The 20182-nt window shown below is 36.0% G+C and carries 15 protein-coding genes; 4 read left to right on the plus strand and 11 right to left on the minus strand.

Annotated elements, in window-relative coordinates; all coding sequences use genetic code 11:
• The first annotated feature begins 884 nt into the window (after positions 1-884).
• Both JFY49_RS11830 and JFY49_RS11835 read left to right on the plus strand, forming a co-directional pair.
• Complete coding sequence (locus JFY49_RS11830; protein WP_086197162.1) at positions 885-1913, plus strand: transposase; 1029 nt, start codon at positions 885-887, stop codon at positions 1911-1913.
• A 65-nt stretch (positions 1914-1978) separates the two neighbouring features.
• Entirely contained in the window at positions 1979-3145 is a 1167-nt protein-coding gene (locus tag JFY49_RS11835; protein ID WP_200223051.1) for a RecQ family ATP-dependent DNA helicase, read from the plus strand.
• A 14-nt stretch (positions 3146-3159) separates the two neighbouring features.
• On the opposite strand, the gene JFY49_RS11840 is transcribed toward JFY49_RS11835, so the two are convergent.
• Complete coding sequence (locus JFY49_RS11840) at positions 3160-3861, minus strand: IS1 family transposase (protein WP_004693132.1); 702 nt, start codon at positions 3859-3861, stop codon at positions 3160-3162.
• A gap of 116 nt (positions 3862-3977) precedes the next feature.
• Between JFY49_RS11840 and JFY49_RS11845 the strand changes: the two genes are divergently transcribed.
• On the plus strand, positions 3978-4910 hold the full coding sequence (locus JFY49_RS11845; RefSeq protein WP_200223053.1) for a RecQ family zinc-binding domain-containing protein: 933 nt from the start codon (positions 3978-3980) through the stop codon (positions 4908-4910).
• Complete coding sequence (locus JFY49_RS11850) at positions 4907-6190, plus strand: DNA-processing protein DprA (protein WP_200223054.1); 1284 nt, start codon at positions 4907-4909, stop codon at positions 6188-6190. The genes JFY49_RS11845 and JFY49_RS11850 overlap by 4 nt, the downstream gene beginning before the upstream one ends.
• A gap of 70 nt (positions 6191-6260) precedes the next feature.
• On the opposite strand, the gene JFY49_RS11855 is transcribed toward JFY49_RS11850, so the two are convergent.
• The 10 genes from JFY49_RS11855 to JFY49_RS11900 all read right to left on the minus strand — a co-directional run bounded on the left by JFY49_RS11855 (position 6261) and on the right by JFY49_RS11900 (position 20181).
• Positions 6261-7733, minus strand: coding sequence for a serine/threonine-protein kinase (locus tag JFY49_RS11855; RefSeq protein ID WP_195728700.1), 1473 nt, complete (start codon positions 7731-7733; stop codon positions 6261-6263).
• Entirely contained in the window at positions 7730-8284 is a 555-nt protein-coding gene (locus tag JFY49_RS11860; protein ID WP_200223056.1) for a hypothetical protein, read from the minus strand. The genes JFY49_RS11855 and JFY49_RS11860 overlap by 4 nt, the downstream gene beginning before the upstream one ends.
• Positions 8277-9962, minus strand: a complete 1686-nt coding sequence (locus tag JFY49_RS11865; protein ID WP_200223057.1) for an ATP-binding protein — start codon at positions 9960-9962, stop codon at positions 8277-8279. The genes JFY49_RS11860 and JFY49_RS11865 overlap by 8 nt, the downstream gene beginning before the upstream one ends.
• A 1-nt stretch (position 9963) precedes the next feature.
• Positions 9964-11100, minus strand: coding sequence for a hypothetical protein (locus JFY49_RS11870; protein WP_200223058.1), 1137 nt, complete (start codon positions 11098-11100; stop codon positions 9964-9966).
• 6 nt (positions 11101-11106) lie between these two features.
• Positions 11107-11934 (minus strand): hypothetical protein, encoded by an 828-nt coding sequence (locus JFY49_RS11875; RefSeq protein WP_195728698.1) that lies wholly within the window; start codon positions 11932-11934, stop codon positions 11107-11109.
• Positions 11935-11948: 14 nt separating this feature from the next.
• Positions 11949-16226 carry a hypothetical protein gene (locus JFY49_RS11880; protein ID WP_200223059.1) on the minus strand — a complete coding sequence of 1426 codons (4278 nt, stop codon included), beginning with the start codon at positions 16224-16226 and terminating at the stop codon, positions 11949-11951.
• Positions 16227-16273: 47 nt separating this feature from the next.
• A complete protein-coding gene (locus tag JFY49_RS11885; RefSeq protein WP_200223060.1) occupies positions 16274-17446 on the minus strand; it encodes a hypothetical protein in 1173 nt (390 codons plus the stop codon).
• A 7-nt stretch (positions 17447-17453) separates the two neighbouring features.
• Positions 17454-18530, minus strand: a complete 1077-nt coding sequence (locus tag JFY49_RS11890) for a restriction endonuclease subunit S (protein ID WP_200223061.1) — start codon at positions 18528-18530, stop codon at positions 17454-17456.
• Between the two features lie 25 nt (positions 18531-18555).
• A protein-coding gene (locus JFY49_RS11895; RefSeq protein WP_107010211.1) for an IS4-like element ISAba33 family transposase occupies positions 18556-19646 on the minus strand; the annotation gives its coding sequence in 2 pieces (ribosomal slippage) (positions 18556-19106 and positions 19106-19646; 1092 coding nt in all).
• 46 nt (positions 19647-19692) lie between these two features.
• The gene (locus tag JFY49_RS11900; protein WP_200223062.1) at positions 19693-20181 is read right to left on the minus strand and encodes a hypothetical protein; all 489 of its coding nucleotides are present in this window, start codon (positions 20179-20181) and stop codon (positions 19693-19695) included.
• Between the last annotated feature and the right edge of the window lies 1 nt (position 20182).

Consider the following 20182-nt stretch of genomic DNA (forward strand, 5'->3'; position numbering starts at 1 on the left):
AGCTGATAAAATAAATCTTGGGGACAGAATCAGACCCAGCTGGTAGGTGAATCGTTAATCTAAACTTTCACCTACCAATAACAATAAAAGATCTTTTATCATTCAAAAACTGCTCTTCTTTTTATCGGATATAAATAGTAGCAACGTTCTCAATAGTCGGGCATCATCTGCCTAAAATGCCTTAAATAATCTCCCATTTTATAGATCTTTTTTTCTTGGATAACATGGCGAACAAAATCAAGTTCCCGATAGTCCTTATCTTCAGATTTTAGATTTTCTAATACTGGATCTGATAAAGGGCGCTTTTTAATATCTGAACGCTTTATTGTGTATCACAATGGTTTCAATTACTTATCAATAATACACGATATGATCAAACTCATATACTCGGTTAAGCTCAGTTATATACAGGCATAAAAAAAGCCTAAACCATTGAGATTTAAGCTTCATTTACTTATATATCGTCATTCAACAACATACAAATTTAAGAGGTGGCGTCTACTTAACTTGACAATAATTAATTGTTTTATATATTTTTATTTTTTAATTCAATTCTAAATTGTACATTCAATGTACAAGCTAATTCCCGTGTGAATGGGAATTGAACTGAGGATTTTTTGTTAGATTATTATGTAACAAAACATAAATTTTCATCTTGATTTTAGCATAAATAGCGATGTTTGATCCATCTAAGACCGAACAGGTTATATCACTTGAATCCTGTACTATTTAAGCTCCTAGATTAAAAAAACTAAAAAAACTTAAGTAAACTGATATTAAGGGATGACCATCCCTTAAACAACCACCTCACATTCAACTATACTATCTTAGGACTTACGCATTGACGGATTCAAAAAAGTATTAAAATACTTTATAAAGTATCTGTGATCAGACGAATTAAACATGCTTCTACAGCAACTTGTACATTACCCATTTATATGGGCTTTCTCATGACAGAACCGAACTCTATTAGCTGCACACAACTTGCCGAGACTTATAATATCTCGCATGATAGTGTAAATCGCTTTCTAGAGCGTGAAGACTACACACCTCACGACCTATATCAAGAATCAATTCAACATATTGATAATAATAAACTTATAGTCAGTATTGATGATACTGTTTTAGATAAACCATATAGTCAACATATGGACTTGGTTAGCTATTTTTGGTCAGGCAAACACCACCGATCCGTCAAGGGTATTAATCTCATTACCTTGTATGCGACAGATCGAAATGGTCAAAATATTCCAATTAATTTCCGAATTTATGACAAATCTGAAAGTAAAACCAAGAATGATTACTTTATGGATATGTTAAGTGAAGTACTCAGTTGGGGTGCAAAGATTCAATTTATTACAGGTGATAGTTGGTATTCATCGACTGGAAATCTAAAAACCATAAGAAAATATGGTATTCGATTTATGTTTGGTATCGACTGTAACCGTAAGGTTTCCCCAGAAAAAGGACAATGGTTTCAACTGCGCTTATTGCCAGATTTCCATCAGGGTCAAGTGATCTGGCTCAAAGATTTTGGCTTTGTACAATTATTTAAGACTCAGTTAAAAGAACAGCAGAGGTTTTATATTGTGCATCAAGATGAAGATGATTTATTGTCCTTTGAAGGTTTTCATGAATTACATTCAAGTCATTGGAAAATAGAGCAATATCACCGGGTGATTAAACAGGTTTGTCATATTGAAAAGTTTCAAGTAAGACGATCTAAACTGATTTTGAATCATATTTTTTCAGCCTTGATGGCCTACGTTGAGATACAAAAGAACCAGTTTGAGCGGATCTTTGAAAATATATATCGTTGGCAGAAGAAATTATTTAGACCAATTATCAAAAACTTCATTGATGACTTTATTCTCGATAAAAATCATCTGCTACCACAGAGAATCTATAAGTAATAGTGCGTAAGTCCTATATCTTTTAAAAATTTGTATAAATTAAATCCAGATATTTCAGAGGGTCCATGTTAATTCACGAAGCAGAAAGCTTACTTAAACAAGCTCTTAGCAATCCAACTGCAAAATTTAGAGATGGGCAATGGGAAGCTATTGAAGCACTAACAAATAAACGTGAAAAACTTCTAGTCGTTCAAAGAACTGGTTGGGGAAAAAGCTCAGTTTATTTCATAAGCACTAGAATCTTTAGAGATCAAGGATTAGGCCCAACTATTATTATTTCCCCTCTTCTTGCTCTAATGAGGAATCAGGTTGAAGCCGCAGAAAAATTAGGAGTCAGAGCAGCTACAATTAATACTTCTAATAGAGCTGAATGGAACTCAGTAACTCATCAAATTTTAAACAACGAAATTGATTGCTTACTAATTTCACCTGAACGACTCGCCAATGAAAATTTTATAGAAACAGTATTAATGCCTATTTCAAATACAATTTCCATGCTTGTTATTGATGAAGCACACTGTATTTCAGATTGGGGACATGACTTCAGACCCGACTATAGAAGAATTGTGAACATTCTTAGAAACTTACCAAATAATCTACCTTTATTAGCAACAACTGCAACTGCAAACGATAGGGTTATCTCAGATATTCAGCAGCAACTAGGCGATATAAAAATAATACGAGGCACCTTAACCAGAGATAATCTTGCACTACAAACTATTAAATTAGCCGATCAGCCAAGTAGATTAGCTTGGCTAGTTCAAAATTTACCACTCATACAAAGAACAGGTATCATTTATGTATTAACAAAAAATGATGCTGAATTTGTATCTCAATGGTTAAACTTTAATGGTATTAAAGCTTTACCTTACTATAGTGGTATCAAACACAACGACTTTAAAAACGATGCTGGACAGCTGGATTCCGACTTATATAGAGAACATCTAGAACAACTATTGATTAATAATGATATTAAAGCATTAGTTGCTACTTCAGCCTTAGGAATGGGTTATGACAAACCCGATCTAGGCTTTGTTATTCATTATCAAGCACCAAACTCAGTTATTTCATACTATCAACAAGTGGGTCGTGCTGGACGTGGAATCAACTCAGCTATTGGAATACTTTTAAATGGTTATGAAGATGAACTGATTCATAATTTTTTTAGAAAAAATGCATTTCCTAAAGAGTATGAAATAGTGGGTATATTAAAAGCTTTGGTGGTGTTTTAAAAAGTATGCTGACATTAAATGAAGCCATTATTGATGTAAAAGAAGGTTAAGTCGAAGGCTTTAAAATGGTTTTCAAGCTTTTTGGAGAAATTACAACTTCTTCTAAAACCACGCCTTATTCGATGCCTTATTTTGCAATTATTACCTTCAATTCCTACAGTAAAAAACTTACCAATACTTTGCTTGCAGTTTTTAAAAGCAGTGATGAAACTGTCCCAATGATCACTTGCAATTCGGGTGTAGTGAATACCTAATTGTTTAAGCTTTGTCTTCAACCTTTGGACTGTAGCTAAATCTCTCTTACCCCAAACATAAGCAACAATCTCACCTGTTTCTCGATGGTAGGCGTAAATAAGCCATTGTTTATTATTTTTATTTCCAACAAAAGTCCAGAATTCATCTACTTCGAGAGATTCATAATGACTTTGTTTAGGCTGAATTTGATAGGCCGATTCAGTTAAAGTCCGTAAGACTTTACCGATACTAATGCGCTCAACTTCAGCGATATCTCGTATACCGCTGCCTCTGACCATTAACTGTAATATTTTACGAGTAATGCCAGAATTACATCCTAGATAGCTCAGAGCATGGTCACCAATAAACTGACGTTTGCAGTCTTTGCATTGGTAGTTTTGTTTCCCATCTACTTTGATGCCATTTTTCTTTATATTGTCACTGAGGCAGGTTGGACATTTGATTTCTAGAGTTATTTGCATTTCTCTATTTTATCAAAACTCAACCTGCTTTTTTTTAGCATACTTTTTGATACACCACCAAAGCTTTAGACAATGTCGAAAGCTTATCATTAGAAAAACTAGAAAAATCAGCTAATTTGCCAGCTAAAAGAATTGAACATGCTTTAAAATATTTACGTACGGAAAATCCATCCCCTGTCTCTAGCTCTACAGGTAAATCCTGGTCTAGAAATCCTGTTCATTATAAATTAAATACAGATCATATTAGTAAGATAACTGCTATTAGAGAACAAGAATGGCAACAAATGCTTCAATTTATCAATACTGATAAATGCTATATGCATTTAGTCAGAGAATATCTGGATGACAAAAATACTGATAAATGTGGAATTTGTTCTAATTGTATATCCGAGCCTCTTATAGATATCAAGATTAATTCAAATCTCGCAAATAAAGCTGCGAGTTTTATTAAACATACCGAACAACCTATAGAACCACGTAAGCAAATTGCTACTTCAAATGAAGAACATATAAATACTTTTAAAATATATACACTCCCTAGACAGTTAGGTTCTTTAAGTGCTCAAGAAGGAAGAGTTTTATCTCGCTGGGGTGATGCGGGCTGGGGACATCTCGTTAAAGAAGGTAAAGAAAAAAATTACTTTAGTGATGAATTAGTAAATGCTGTTGCTGATATGATAACTCAACGATGGAAACCTAGTCCTACTCCTCAATGGATATGTTGTGTACCTTCGTTAAATCATAAAACTCTTGTACCTGATTTTGCAGCAAAATTAGCCAATAAGCTAGGTATTCCGTTTATTGATGTTATTTCTAAAATTAAAGAGAATGAACCTCAGAAGTTCCAAAACAATAGATTCCACCAATGTAAAAATTTAGATGGTGTATTCGAAATTTCGAGTAAAATTCCTAATAGCCCTGTTCTTCTTATAGATGACATGGTCGATTCCCGATGGACCTTCACCGTTATTGCTGCTCTACTTAGGCAGCATGGAAGTGGTGAAGTATTTCCTGTCGCTCTAGCATCCACTTCGGTAAACGAATCATGAATTTAAGCAAAAGCTCTCAAGCGATTATTCTATTAACTAGTTATTTTACCAAAGCTAATGACTCTGAGCATAAACCGCTGACACCTACTGAATGGGGAAGATTCGCAAAGTGGCTTCATGAGAATCAGCATACTCCTGAAGATTTACTTACTCGTGAAGTAAAAGATATTTTAATAGAATGGCAAGATCCAAAAATTTCTAGTACTCGCCTATTATATCTACTAGGCCGTGGTCATAGTATGGCATTAAACTTGGAAAAATGGTCAAGGTCTGGACTCTGGGTAATCACTAGAGCTGATAGTGAATATCCTTGGCGCTTAAAACAGAGACTCAAGCAGGATGCACCACCTGTATTATTTGGGTGTGGTTCAAAAGAATTATTAAATTATCCTGGACTCGCTGTTGTTGGCTCAAGAAGTGCCAATGTATCTGATTTGAAATATGCTGAAACTATTGGAGCGAAAGCATCTTTCGAAAGTGTCTCCATTATTTCTGGTGGAGCTAAAGGTATTGATGAAAGTGCTATGCTTGGTGCTGTAAATAATCACGGTATGACCGTCGGTGTAATGGCTGACAGTTTACTTAAGCATATTACAAGCAAAAAATGGCGCTCTGCACTGATGAATGAACAAGCTGTTCTCATCTCTCCGTTTTATCCTGAAGCAGGATTCTCGACTGGAAATGCAATGGCAAGAAATAAGTATATTTATTGTTTAGCAGATTCAAGTTTAGTAGTGCACTCGGGGCTTAAAGGAGGAACCATTGCTGGTGCTCAAGAAAACCTGAGAAAAGGTTGGGTTCCTATATATATAAAACCTAATGATGATCAAAACTCAGCTAATACTTTCTTGATCAATCAAGGTGGTAGACCTATAAATACTACTCTCGATAATTTATCAATTATAGAACATCTATTCAAACTTGATCTACCTATAGAATCCCACCCTCCTGTTGATGTGATTAATCACCAGATTGATATGTTCAACCCAAACCCAAACCCAAACCCAAACCCAAACCCAAACCCAAACCCAAACCCAAACCCAAACCCAAACCCAAACCCAAACCCAAACCCAAACCCAAAAGATTTTGTGAAAAATTTTGATTTTTACAATTATTTCTTGGATTTTTTACGAGAAGCAAATTTAGATGAAAGCACTGTCGACGAAATCATTCAACATTCTAAATTACATAAATCACAAGTAAATGAATGGTTAAAAATAGCCATTAGTGAAAGAAAAATTCAAAAAATGAACAAACCCGTAAGATATAAACTTTTATAACCATCTCTACCTCCTTCCTCTTTTTATATTAAAGAGGAAGGAAGAAAAACCTAATATCAAATATAACCTTTTACATCAAACTAATTTTTTGATAAAAAGCTCTCTTTTCTAGAAGGTTTATATCATTAGGGTTTAATCTTAGCGCCAGCTTAAGATATCCAACAACAGAATTATAGTCCCGTAATTGTTCACAGACTTGAATAAGTTGTTTGATGATCTTAATTTGACGTGGTTCCTTCTCATTTAAACATTCTAGTAAATTTCTAGCCTCTGAATATTGTGCATCCAAACCCAATGAAATAGCTTTCAAATGCATATATTCAGAAGAATTTGAGGTAAATTTAACTTTTAAGTGCTCAATCCATTTATTTGCTTCAGAAAGATTTCTTTGCAGTAATGAAACTTTGATGATGAGCTCTAATAACTCTAAGTCATCATCACCTCTATTTTGTATTATGTAAGCTTGATACTCTTTAACAGCTTTAGAAAATTCTAAATACCTTTTATCTTTGTATAATGCACTTAAATGCTGATGCAAAGCCAATAGATCTCTTTCTGTATCAAAAACTTGCTTCGATAGATAAGCTGCTTTCGAGTATTTCCTTTCTGAAATTAGCTCTAAAACTTGAGAAGACCAATCTCTATTTTCACTTATTGGTTTTATAGCTGAAGAAATAGTATTTATTTTCTGAAATTTAACAGCCTCTTCAAACTCTTCCTTTAAATCTTGGATAGTTTGAAATCTATTTCCAGGCTGTTTTTCCAAACATTTGAGAATAAATAAGTCTAATTTCTCATTAATCGATTTATTTAACTCTGATGGTTTAGGAAAATGTACATGTCTGTATACTGCTGCTGGAGTATCGTGAGGTAATTGACCCGTTAAAAGTTGATATAGCAAAACACCTAAACTATAGATATCACCTAACAATAGATCCTGGGCACTCCCTTTACGACTCGAAACATAAGAGAATTCTGGTGCAGAATATAAAACTGTACCACCATTCTCTCGCGTACGTACATAAATTTCTTCTGGCAGTGCTGAGCTACCAAAGTCAGTCAACTTTACTAAGTCATTATCACCAATAAGAATATTATGAGGTTTAATATCTCCATGAGATATTGGAACATCAAGTTCAGCTAGATATTGAATCGCATTTAAAACTTGTCTATAAATCTTAAAAATACGTTCATAACTTTGACCGAACTTACAACCAATGACATCCATTTTCTGAGCCAATGTCTGGCTCGGAAAATATTCCATTTCGATGTAAAACCACTCTTTTTCAATGCGCCCCATAGCATAAATTTTAATAATATTGGGATGAGGATCTAATCCTAATAACTCCTTACCTTCTGCTAACTCTCTATCTTCCTTGGTAATGTCTTTGGGAATTTTAACAGCGACAATTTCACCATCTACTAGACGTTCAGCACGCCATACCCAACCATGACTTCCATCACCTAAGCATTCTAGTAGCAAGTATTGATTACCTAGCTGCTTTTGGTTTCCGGGTAGAAAATGTGCTGAACGAATATTCACTTTAACAACTCACTTTTAATATCGTGCAAGCTAATACTAGTGCCATTATCAACAAAATAAAATCGATTTAATATCACTGTAATTGTTGATGGCAACTGAATCTGAAGGCCTTTAGAACTTGTAAACCCACGATAAAATATGTTTTTCAAAGCCGTTAAGTCGGGAGAAGTAACTATGCCTTTGCTCCAAACACTCAAAATGAGTACTTTTGGCTTGAATTCCCAGCGACTACAAGCATCCATCAAGTTTTTAAGCTTGCATTCAATTTTATATTGGTCTTGAATCCCTTGATAGCGCTCAAACTCTATTAAGTAGCTAGGATGACTCTGATGCTTATTAAACCATCCAGAATCAGAGCGTATATCTGCGGCATGTGTATTTGGCGCTGGACACTCAACAATAGCCATATAGCCCTGTTCATGCCCAAATGTATTCCAAATACTGCAACCAATGCTATGAACTAATACATCACGATCGCCCAACAAGCCACTCGTAGTGATGGGAAAACTTTGTTGCACCCATTCAAGCGAAGGGACATTGGTTTCAACCATTAAAACTACCCCAAACACGTAATACTTCTGGAGACTCACCACCATGAATTAATGCTTTACTTCCCACCTTGACCAATAAAGGCGCAGGGATTGAGCGGCCACACACCAAGGCTTCACCAGTAGATAAACTTGGTAGTTCATCTAAATCAGCCTTACTCACCATATCAGATGCTTTAGCAATAAATCGTTGGTCATCTGGGTTTTTTAATCTCATTGTGATTAATGTATTACATTGAGATGTGACATCGGAATCAAGTTTAGATGGTCGCTGACTCACGATTCCAAATCCAACACCAAACTTACGCCCTTCACCTGCAATCTTTTTGATGACTCGATGACTTACAGCATTACCACCTGCAGGTGCAAAACTATGTCCCTCTTCGTAGATAATAAAACATGGTCGAAGTGGATCCGTTTTACTCGATGCAGCTTTCAAAATTTCACTAGACAGCAAAGCACATACAACCTGTTTTGCTGTATCACTTAAGCCCTGTAGATCCACTACAACGAGGCGACCTTGTTGATTTGTAGGACGTCCAACCATTTTATAAATATCTGTTGGCTCTTTCATTGTCGCAGAATAAAAACTCTGTGCTTCGTTAAGTACTCGAGATAACTTCATAGACGCAACGGCGGCACTACGTCCAGAAAGGGCTTTTGCTTCAGCTTCTGATAAATCATCCCATTCTTTTAACTCTTCAATACCATCCCCTAAGAAATATCTTAAACGATTAATATCTCTAGGTTCTGTCTTATCAGTCGCTCTCCAATAACGAATAGCCACATCAAGTACACGTTGTTGTGGCTCCGTTAAACCCGGTAGAATCTCGGCAATATCATCCATTTCAAAATGGTCAAATTGCAAAGCAAGTGGAATATTTTTACTGGCGTATTTGTACTTAAATGATTCTTGCTGAGGTGAATAAATCTGAATCCCTGCTCCAGCTTTTTGTAATTTTTCAAAAGTTTCTTTAATTTTAGGCAAGGTTTCTTGATCTCGTACATCATCTATATCATCAAAATGATTTGAGAACTGCAACTCGCCTTTAGATAAGGCTTTTCCATATTCGCCATGCGGATCAAATACAACCACTGTGCCATTATTTAAGGTCACTAATCTTTCAATGATTCGACCTACGGTATAGGACTTACCTGAGCCTGTCATTGCTAAAATAGCCATATGCTCAGTTACCAGTTTATTCACATCAATAAATACAGGTACCGTATTTTGGCCTTTGTCATAGCCGACCAAATTGCCTAAATGTAAGCTTGTATGCTCATTAAATTCATAAAAATCACTTAGAAACTGGAAATCAACAGTTTCAACTGCTGTACCTGGATTTAAAGGACGTCGAGGTATTTTAATTTGACGCGTCTGAGGGTCTCGATAACCTACCAACTCGACTTGGGCATAAATATTTTCACCCGTGACGCTAGCACCTGGTAATAACTCTAATTCAGTAACACCATCACCAAAACCCAAGTTATACAACATATTAGATCGGTTAATTTTAACGACACGACCTAAAACAGCCACGTCACCTTCATCCTGACGTTCTTGGTGCATGATACGTACAAACTCGCCACGGCGCACAGAAAAAGAGTCTTGAACAACCATAGTTAATTGGCTTGCATCACCCGTATTTCCAACTAATTTACCTAGTACTTTATAAGCCATTTTATTCTTCCCCTTCTAGACTCTCTAACCAACCCGATTCGACTTCATTTTGCTTCACAGCATTGTGTAAGCCTTTACGATAAAACTCCGCGAATTGAGGCAATATATTTAATTGTTGATAACCTAGTAATTGTGGCAATGGCATAGCTTTGCCTTTATTTTGCATATCCAGTGCCATTAATCTTGATGCGACAATATCAAGTGATTCGCTGGTCCAAGCAGGCTCATCCCCAACGAGTTGGACGAATTTAATTTGTCCTTGTCTAGAACTTCTAAAATGAAAACCAATCAAACCTTGTTGTACTTCCTTAACAGGTTCAATTCGGTTTTCTGATTGATGTGACCTAAAGGCAATGGTTCTTGTAAAATTACCAAGTATTCCATTAATAAACCTTAAATCACCAATCCCTATAAGCTGTTCTTCAATTTCGTCCAATTGCTTAATCATGAGCGCATCAAATCCATCATTTTCTAGGATCTGGCTCCTACCTTCAGCAGTTCGTAAATCTTGCTTAGCAATACTTACAATTGCTGAGAATCGCTCAGCCAAAATACTTGCAACGACTGGTCCATTTGGATTCCAAGGAAAAATTGACTGACGAAACCGATCCCAAAAGCTTTCAATCACTTTTTTAGTTTTTTCATACTCTTGCTTATGTTTTTTATGTCTATCAAGTGGAGCCATATCCCTTGCTAGAAAAAAAGGTGTATCAATCAAGATAAGATTATAGCTATGAGCAGAATTGAAAATCTTTTCCAGCAAGGAATAGGTTTGTCGAATCTGTATCAACTCTAAACGTTTAGCTTGGGCTTCAAAATCAATATCATCTAATTCAGAAATGCTGTCTGTTGCGCCAGAACTTAATTTGTTTTGCTCAATCAGTAGATCTACACGGAGCGCTGCACTGACATAAATAAAGCCACCTAGTGCTTTTGTGACGCAAGATCGTGTAGAGATACCCGCTAGATTCATATCAACTATGCTTAATTTCGGTACAGGTTTAACCAACCCCACATCACGAAACATTGGAGCAATTTTCTCAATATCTCGAATATTTTTTAATATTCGTCCAGCACTTCCCGGTAATCTTAATTGACTGTCAATCGCAAGAGATTGAGCAAGATTTATTGTTTTCAAAATAGTTTAGTCCTTTAATTGCTGAGCTAAAGGTTCGGCATAATTCCAAATAGAGGAGTCCTGCAAGGCACTAAGACCTTTTTGTGTGAGATTTTTATTGGCTATAAACTTCTCATTCTCAAGTATCCCGTATCGTTTGAGAATATCTAGCTGATTCAAATCAAAAACCCCTAGGTACTCAATTTTTTCTCTAATCTCACTTGATGAATACTCAGGTAAAATATGCACCAGTAACAAAACGGTATAATCTAGTTGATTCAGCGTATAGGTATTAACAGCCTCAATAACAGGAACTTCATCTGACTTGGTACCACAATGATCAAGAAACCAAGTCAACCACGCTTTCACTTGATTCGCCGCATCAAGTAGGTTCACTGACCATAGAGGTAAAGTTGTCACCGCAAAGACACCACTATTCGAATGTCTTCGTATATAACGGGTATGAACTAAATCACCTATATGATGTTGTGCTGGCTCATAACTACCACGATATCCACTTAATGCCTGTAATATTTCTGATTGCAATATTTGAAACTCAAAGGCATCATGTTCACAGATCGCATGTTCACTATATTCAAGCGTCCAATCTAATCCCAAAGTCGTTTGCTTACAGAGTTCCATCAACTGTTCATGAGGTTCAAGTATCAAGAGTGCACAGCCTGCCTGTTGAGACCAATCTACATAAAAATGAATATTGTCTATATTCAGCTCTTTCGCACTAACGAGTAATACCCCAGATAGAGGTAATACCTGACCTGCAATTTCAGGCTTGATCAACCGTTTTAAAATACGGCCTTTGCTCACACCTGATAAATATTCAGAGAGAAAAATCAAAGCCTTCCCCCTGACTAATACGCAAAAGATAATTTAATTTTTAAGATCCCAGCTTCAACTAATTTTTGCTGTTGCTCTACGCTCAATGGAATCTGCTCTTGATTGTTTGAAATAGCATCATGTGCTTTTTTCCAAGTTGGTAAATCAAGCCCTAAAGGGTTTAGAACTTCCTCTGCTTGTGTAGCCCACTGCTTCAATTTTTCGTTACATGCTTTTTCTAAATCTTTGAGACTAAGTGCACCTAGCTCATTTTCATCTATAAAGTTTTGATGATTTACTTGCCCCACAAACAATGGCTTTAAGCTTGGAAATTCCTGCCGCAACAAATTAATTTTTTCATTTTTATAAGTTGTACAGTGATTTTCAATTACTAACAATTTACTTGCAACAGAAGAGTTTAATTGCTGCCGAACAGTATTGTAAAAGCGATCAGCTATACCTTCCAAAGAAGAAAAATCCCCTTTTTGCATTTGTTCTCGATATTTTTCACGGTACTTATCTACATCCTCCTCTATATAACTCAGACTTTCTTCCAAAATTGAAATACGGTCTTCAATTTCTTCTAGATTCTCTAAGTCAGAAGAGAACTGGGCTAATGCCTCAGCACCAGACAACTTAACTGTCAATTCTTGAACTTTAGAGCGATGCTTTTCTAAGTTTGAAATAATAGTTTCATGTAGCTCCAAACATTTATTGTAGTTCGGAACTATATAACCAGTCGAAATATGACCAATATCCTTTGGAATATTCGTATAAACATCTAGTCCAACTTCATCCGCAAGCTCTAATAGTTTCTTATCCGCTTCAACAAAATTCATTGTCCGCAGTGCATGGATAAAGGTATCACTACTTGCTTGAATTTGTTTTTTCGCTGTTTCACTAGGATTCTCATTATTTAAAACAGCATCAACAATATTACCAATAGTATTTAGACACTTCTTAAAAATTAATACCGAACAATCATGATGCGCTTGAGCATCTGCTTCCATGATGTCAATCAGCGCCATACTGCGCACTTTGATTTTATAACAAGCGGCTTGTACTTTTTCTGCATAAAGCGTTGCTTGTTGTACTCTTTCATAAAGAGACAACTGCCGATCAGCAATATCTAAAGTATTTACATCTCTTAATGCTGTCTTTTGTAGATATAGTGGTTTGACTTTTTCAACCAAAGAAAGGATTTCCGTCCTTTGCTTTAAAAGTGGTTTAATTTTAAGAACATCATCTTTAGAAACGATACGCTCTAATGACTCGGTTGCAACTTTGAGTTGCCCAAATAAATTTTTCGCTTGGCTTAAGCGATCTTTTGCCTCTACCGTTTGAACCCCTAAGGTTGTACTGTTTAGCGGTGCAAAATGATGTTGAATTTGATCATAACCATAGGTCGTTGCAAGTATCTCTATTTGCTTTGCATAGCTATCTTCTGCCTTACCCTCAAACCATAATTGTGCCTCTTCAATCATGTTTGCAAGCTTTACTACTGGATATGTCTTCCAAATAGCTTTATGTGCTGTCGGGTCCTGAATCTCGATTAAATGTAATTGATTACACCACCACATCCAGTCATCAAAAACATGTTTACTGGTGTTTTTTGTAAATCCGACATAACCAAAATACCAGGCTTGTTCTGCTTTTTCTAAGCTCCACGTGTTCTCAGCTTTATCTAAGCTGGCAAGGTTGGCAAAAAAGATAGGGATATCTGCCACACTCAGTTGCGGTGTATCTAAATTCAAGAACAAGCCAGCATGTTCATGTTTCTGATAACCTTTCGCCTCATAGGCTAACGGTACTTTAAGTTTATTTAAAACATTCTCAACTTCTTTAACATCGACATCCTTGAAGGATGCCGAAAGAATAGCAGTACGTTCTTTCTGCTCTATGGCCAATTGATACCATGCTTTGAATAGAATACTACGCTCTTCTTCTGATAACTTTCCATCTATGCGTAATGGCCAAGCAATTTGACCTTTACTATTCAGATGCTGTCGCCAATTTAAAATAGCCTGTTGAACATTGTCCGCAATACCTTTTAATTTGTTTTTAAACTTTTTAATAAAACTGTCTAAATTCAAGTTAATCTTGTATTTTTTACATACTTCTAGATCTAGACCAATACGTTCCAACTGGTCCACTTCGGTTGGATTTATATAATGCAGCAGTATTGCATCCCGCAATGTGTCCTCGGCATCTAAACGAATGTATTGCTCATACAGATTTACGGAGGCCGTTAAAGCCAAAATAGGCGTACGCCCAAACTGTCTACAATATTCTGCTGAAAACTCATGAAGTGCATCAAGTTCTTGACGATTGCTTGACCAAGCGAATAATGCTTTCCCTTTATGATGCAACTTCAATGAATCTAAGGTAATCAAACCATTGCTTGGTTCGGTCAAAATTACCAGACCATTCGCCTTACTATTTGCTGAGGTTGGATAAATAGATTGATTATAAGACCAATTCACATCCAACAAACGAATAAGACCTGTCACACGTGTTGCAAGCTTTAATAAAGGTTGCTGACTACTTTTTTGCTGCAACTCATCCAAGGCTTTTTCTAGCCCATCACTCATACTCGGCTCTTTAAAAATTAAAGAGTTTTGCTGAGCACTTTTATAACGAATATCTAAATTCATCAGCATCGAGATGCTTGGGCCAATATGTGTTGCTTCCTCTTCCGGAAGTTCCAAAGATTGACCGACAATACTTTGCCACAAAGCATCTGCTGCAAATTCAACAGCAGGATGATCGTAAAGTAGATTTAATAAATACTTAAATTCGATTTTCGATAAAGGAATCAAGAAAGCTTGTTTGCCTTCATGATTCTGCTCTCGGATAGAGAATGTTTTTAAGTTATCCAGTAATGTCTCTAAACTTAAAACTTGCTCAACAGCAGGATATAACCATTCATCGTTCTTTTCACGAACGAACTTTGCCTGTTCTAATGCTTTACGACAATCTAAACGATCTAAGTAAATCAGCTTATATCGTGCTGCCACAGGTTCTTGATGTTCATTCTTTAATGCAAATATTGCATCTGCATTTTTCATTTCAGCAAGCGGTAGTGGCAATTGACCATATAACAATGTTTGGCATTGTTTCAGAAGTTCTTGGTCACGGGATTGTATCCCTTTAATCGCTCCGTTATCGAGTACATGTTTTTCCACACGTCCAGAGCCCTCTAAAACAGCATTAAATAATTCACCGATATCTGCAACGTCTTTATTGGCTTGTCTATATTGCTCTAATACAGCATCAATATTCGCCATGATGACATTAAACCAACCAAAGTTAGCTGCACTCATCGCATAAGCTGCTTCAACCAATCCTATTGGATAGTCGTAGGTGAGTTTCTTTTGCTCTTTAAGTTTTTCAACGTAGTCGGACACATCAGCAAATGCGTTGTGTTCAAGCTCGACTAATTCAAAGCGTCGAGCAACTGACTGAATCTCTCGAAGTTGTTGCCCCAACAGCGGTGAGCATAAAGCAACATAACGTAACCATGGCAGTTTACGGCGGGGATCTTCTTCTTTAATTGCCTTACCAATGAGGCGAATCGCTTGCCCATCTAAACGCTGATTATTGTCATCTTCCAAACCAAATGAAGCTGCTTCAGCAACGGTTTCTAATTCATCTAATACAATTAAAATATATTGGATACCAAATGTTTTAATATATTCATAAGCTTGCTGAACCAAACCTACAACTAGATTCACCTCTTCATAAAGTGTTTCTTCAGAATGCTTTTTATCAAGTTGTAATATCTCAGCTAACTTTTGTGAAGAAAAGCCAATTGGTTTTAAACGCTGATAGGCCTGACTCGCAATTGCGCTTTGAATGGAATGATCAAATTCTTGGGTGGCAAGTGGGAGTAAAGCTTTATACAAGCCATAAGCAAACCAGTTATCTGAGTTTTGATAATCTGATGCCACCTGTGAATAGCGAATATATAACGCTAAATATTCATCACGTTTAGCTTGATCAAACAGTGTTTGGTCCTGTAATTGACCTTTTTCATCACGTACAAACCAACCTTTCGATGATTCGTTAATTTGTGCAATCAGTTCATGACCTAGGCGAGATTTACCACGCCCCCATTCTGCTTCTACAGCAAATACATGAGCAAACTGCTCTTCGTTATGATCGACCGTCTGAATAAAGGTTTTAAAGCGTTTAAAGAACCGACTTTGACCAACCAATGGATCACGCGGTGGATAATCAGACACACCCGTTGCAGCCCAACGATGTTGCTGTACCAAATTTGTGATCATGTCGTTATCAAGTTCTAAACGCATGTTTTTTCCCTCAGAACAATTTCTTTTTAAATGTCTTTAAATACGGTTTAATTTTTTGAAAGTAAGTAGTTTTGGCGTAGTTCGAGCACACTGTCTTTAATGACTTGTTGTATGTATTTGCTTTTACGGCCAAAAATTGGTGATAACGGTAATCTGTAGCAAGCATCACTAAATATAGGATGACTACTAAATTGCCCTAGCTCCCCCATGCCCCCATCCCGATATTGCCATAGCTGGAGTTCAAGTGCTTCTTTAATCAACCCTGCTAAAGTTTGCGCTAAATCGTGTGATGTTGGGCAATATGGATAACATGTTATGCCCACTGTCGTTAAAACTTTCAATATCACATCAGCTAAGGTGCCAACGATAACTTCATCACCTTCTTCACCAATCGCAACGACTTTGACATCACTTGCTGCATAATGGCTCTGACCTTGCGGCAAGCACAAGTTAAATCCTGCACCATGTTCTACTGCCCAAGCATCTTGGGTATAAACGATTAAAGCCAATAACATCAGCCATGGATTAGCATTTAAAGTATCAAGATACGCTTCACTTTGCCGTGCTGTGATTTGTAGTGCCCAACGATGGCGTGAATAGCCTTGATATTGAGGTAATACAATAAGTCTTCCTGCCGACCAATTTGTTTCAAAGGCTTTATGCGTTTGATCCATTTCATACAGCACTTGCTCGTCTTTAGGCGTAGCTTGTAAGTCGTAGGCAAATTTAAGAATTCTCAGCAGAATTGGTAGGGCTAAGTTTTCATGTAATTCACAGCCGAGTAGCTCTCGTTCGAGTTTTGCCAATGGCGTTGCTTCGAGTTGCGTTGTGGCATCCGTATAGTGAAGTAGCCATTCACTCGCCTCTCCTAATGCTTGGATACGTTGTATGACCACCATCGGGTCCTGCATATGTTGTGCTTCTTTACAACGTGCAATGGCTAGATTAATCCAATATTTTCTAATATTTGGATTTAATGCCAGTAAAATCAAATGCCATTCATTCAGCTCCTTCAATGCCGAATGAATTTGGATCAATTTTGGGGTTAGTGCATAAGCTGAGATGTTTTCGCCATCAAACATCGGCTGCAATAACTGCACAAGCTCAGGGAGAAGTAAGTCTTTTTGACTTACCTCGATAGCTGTTTGTTGCCATAGATACTTTTGTGCATGTATGGCTTGTTGTGCTTGGGTGAAAATACTAGAAATAAGTGATGTCATGTTTCACCTACTCAAACTCTTTTGCTTGTTCTAGCAGTTCATAAAACTCATCTAAATCTGCAAAGAGTGGTTTACTACCAGCAACAGCATAACCATCTTCGGTCATTTTACTTAAGATGGCACGATCTAAACTATTATCACCCTGCTCTAAAGCATTTTGAGCTTGGATCAATTCATCTTCTGTAATTGATCCATTAATTAATCCTTCTACGAGAAATTTTGAAATAGAAAGCAAAATTTTTGAGAACCACTGACTTCTATGGTGAACTCTAACTAACTCACCAACAACCTCTTGACTCTCAATTAAAGGAATAATTAATTGTGCAATCCACTCCTGGGTAATATGAGGTTGGGCGACGCCTGTAGCGAAACTTTCCACTTGTGTATTAACAATTTGATGATTAAGCACAAAGTCAAGATAATAAGGATTTAATCGTAAATGTTTTTTTATTCTGAGGCGTGCAATAGTAGAACCTGCGGCCAAATCGTTATTTAATTCAGGAATAACAACTGCTTTACCAATTGTGCCATCTTTCGAAAATGCAATATCTCCTTTTTCAAGATGGATTTGTGGTTGCTCAATAAATTTCTCTCTATCTATTGAAACTAATTTTTCAAAATCAATAACACCATTATTGAATTCAACACCTCTCAACAACCAAGGTCCAGATTTTCTATAAAATTCTGTTGTTAATCCTTTCCATCCGACCATTGCAGAAATTTCAACCAACTCATTTAAAGGAGCTGTTTTGAAAGATGATTTTTTGATATGCCTTAATATAGCTAATCGCTGAGGTGAATTATATTTTAAATCTAAACGATTCTCTAATTCGTCTGGTTTTAATTTACCAATTTTACTAACATTTAAAATTTCAGAAGACCAGTGAATTGAGTCAATAAATATATTTTCAGCTTTAGAAATATAAGATTTGGCAAATAATCTTAATATTTCAGCCTGAGAAACTTTATCACCAATATATTTTTTTATATTGATAGAAAAATTTGGTATCAAATAATTTAATATAGAGTTTTCATCATTATAAGAAATCCCTGTATTTGCAATATGTCTACTTTTTTGTTTCAAAAAGAACCTCTGTACACGACAAATTTCATAGGATCCTTGTCCTATCAGGCTTTTTCTTTCTTAAAATTGCTAGCACTTTCTTAAATTCTTCTTTTTTTCCAAAACCAATCAAACGTAGAATAGCCATTTGAACATAGTCCAAACCGTAGCGAAATAAACTTACTGAAAGTCGTCCATGCTTCTTTATTTTTATCGCTTTTTTCCGATCATGTTGCCATTCACCTGTTAAATAGCACCAACAGAAACCGATAGCTAGCACTGCTATCAATTTCTTGACTCGTCTAGGGTCTGTTAAACGAGTATTTTCAAGATTGAATCCACGTCCTTTGAGACAACTAAATAACGTTTCGATTTCCCAGCGTAATGCATAATCACGAATAGCAGAAGCATTAAACATAGGAGAAACAACAAGTAAAAGCTCTCCATCTTCTAATCGTAGCGCACTAATATACAGTTTCACTCGACCAACCCAAATACGTCGTTTACGACATTCAGTTTGACCAACTTGAAGATGACGAAATAAATCACTAATTTTATGATTCTTGGCTAAGTGATTGGTCACAATAAAGTTTTTTTAACACGTATACAGAAGTTAATGTCATTTTCAATTAACCATGTAAACCATTTCTCACCGATAAATTCTCTGTCTGCAAACACATTCACAATACGATCTTTACCAAAAATGGAGATAAAGCGTTGAATCAAAGCAATACGCTCTTTTGTATCTGAATTTCCACGTTTATTGAGCAATGTCCAAACAATAGGTATCGCTATTCCACGATAGACGATGGCTAACATCAAGATATTAATATCTCGTTTTCCCCATTTCCAATTAGTTCTATCCAAAGTTAATTGGACTTTATCGAATGAAAATATATTGAAAATTAACTGAGAAATTTGACGATAATCGAAATACTGATCTGCAAAGAAGCGTTGTATACGTCGATAAAATGATTGTGGTAAGCACTTGATGGGTAAGGCTTTAGATGCAGAAGAAAGATTACATGTCTGTTTTACAATTAATGCAAGCATAATCAGTGTAAAACATTTTGCATGTGACTTGTTCCACTTTAGATATTTGTTTAAGATGAGATGTAACTCATTGAAATGTGTCATCATATTCGTCGTCAGAAAACAAGTATTATGCCATTATTTCAATGAGTTATCTTTTTTTGTCGTGTACAAAGAAAAAGAACTTAGTTTGTGAATAAGCAATAAAAAATCGTCCATCTAAATCTTTATTTTTGAAAGATAAACGATAACAGCTTCCATTATAAAGATAACCATTTTCACATTCTGAAACTCTAGCTACACCTTCAGGACCATCAATACATGCTCCCTTAATTAAAATAAGAATATCACCTGTTTTAGCTATTGCTCGGCTATCTTTGTAATACTTAGGGACAAAAACACCTATTTCTTGGATATATCCATAACTTAAATCACCACCTCTAATCAAAGGCAAGCCATTATCAAGATATTCATCTGATTTCGGTAAAGCTCCGTAGCCTGACTTTTTTATATCAATTAAACTATTTAGACTTACAGACCCAAAATTATTCAAAATTAATTCATTATCTATAAAATCTTGTTTATAGAAATCAGCATCTAAACGATTTCCCAAAAATTCAGGCTTAATAATATTAATCATT

This window comes from Acinetobacter sp. CS-2 (genome assembly GCF_016599715.1).
Classification (GTDB): Bacteria; Pseudomonadota; Gammaproteobacteria; order Pseudomonadales; family Moraxellaceae; genus Acinetobacter.

Coding starts and splice junctions, on each gene's coding strand:
- JFY49_RS11835 (WP_200223051.1), top strand. CDS start 1,979: ATGTTAATTCACGAAGCAGAAAGCTTACTTAAACAAGCTCTTAGCAAT.
- JFY49_RS11840 (WP_004693132.1), bottom strand. CDS start 3,861: ATGCAAATAACTCTAGAAATCAAATGTCCAACCTGCCTCAGTGACAAT.
- JFY49_RS11850 (WP_200223054.1), top strand. CDS start 4,907: ATGAATTTAAGCAAAAGCTCTCAAGCGATTATTCTATTAACTAGTTAT.
- JFY49_RS11860 (WP_200223056.1), bottom strand. CDS start 8,284: ATGGTTGAAACCAATGTCCCTTCGCTTGAATGGGTGCAACAAAGTTTT.
- JFY49_RS11865 (WP_200223057.1), bottom strand. CDS start 9,962: ATGGCTTATAAAGTACTAGGTAAATTAGTTGGAAATACGGGTGATGCA.
- JFY49_RS11880 (WP_200223059.1), bottom strand. CDS start 16,226: ATGCGTTTAGAACTTGATAACGACATGATCACAAATTTGGTACAGCAA.
- JFY49_RS11885 (WP_200223060.1), bottom strand. CDS start 17,446: ATGACATCACTTATTTCTAGTATTTTCACCCAAGCACAACAAGCCATA.
- JFY49_RS11900 (WP_200223062.1), bottom strand. CDS start 20,181: ATGATTAATATTATTAAGCCTGAATTTTTGGGAAATCGTTTAGATGCT.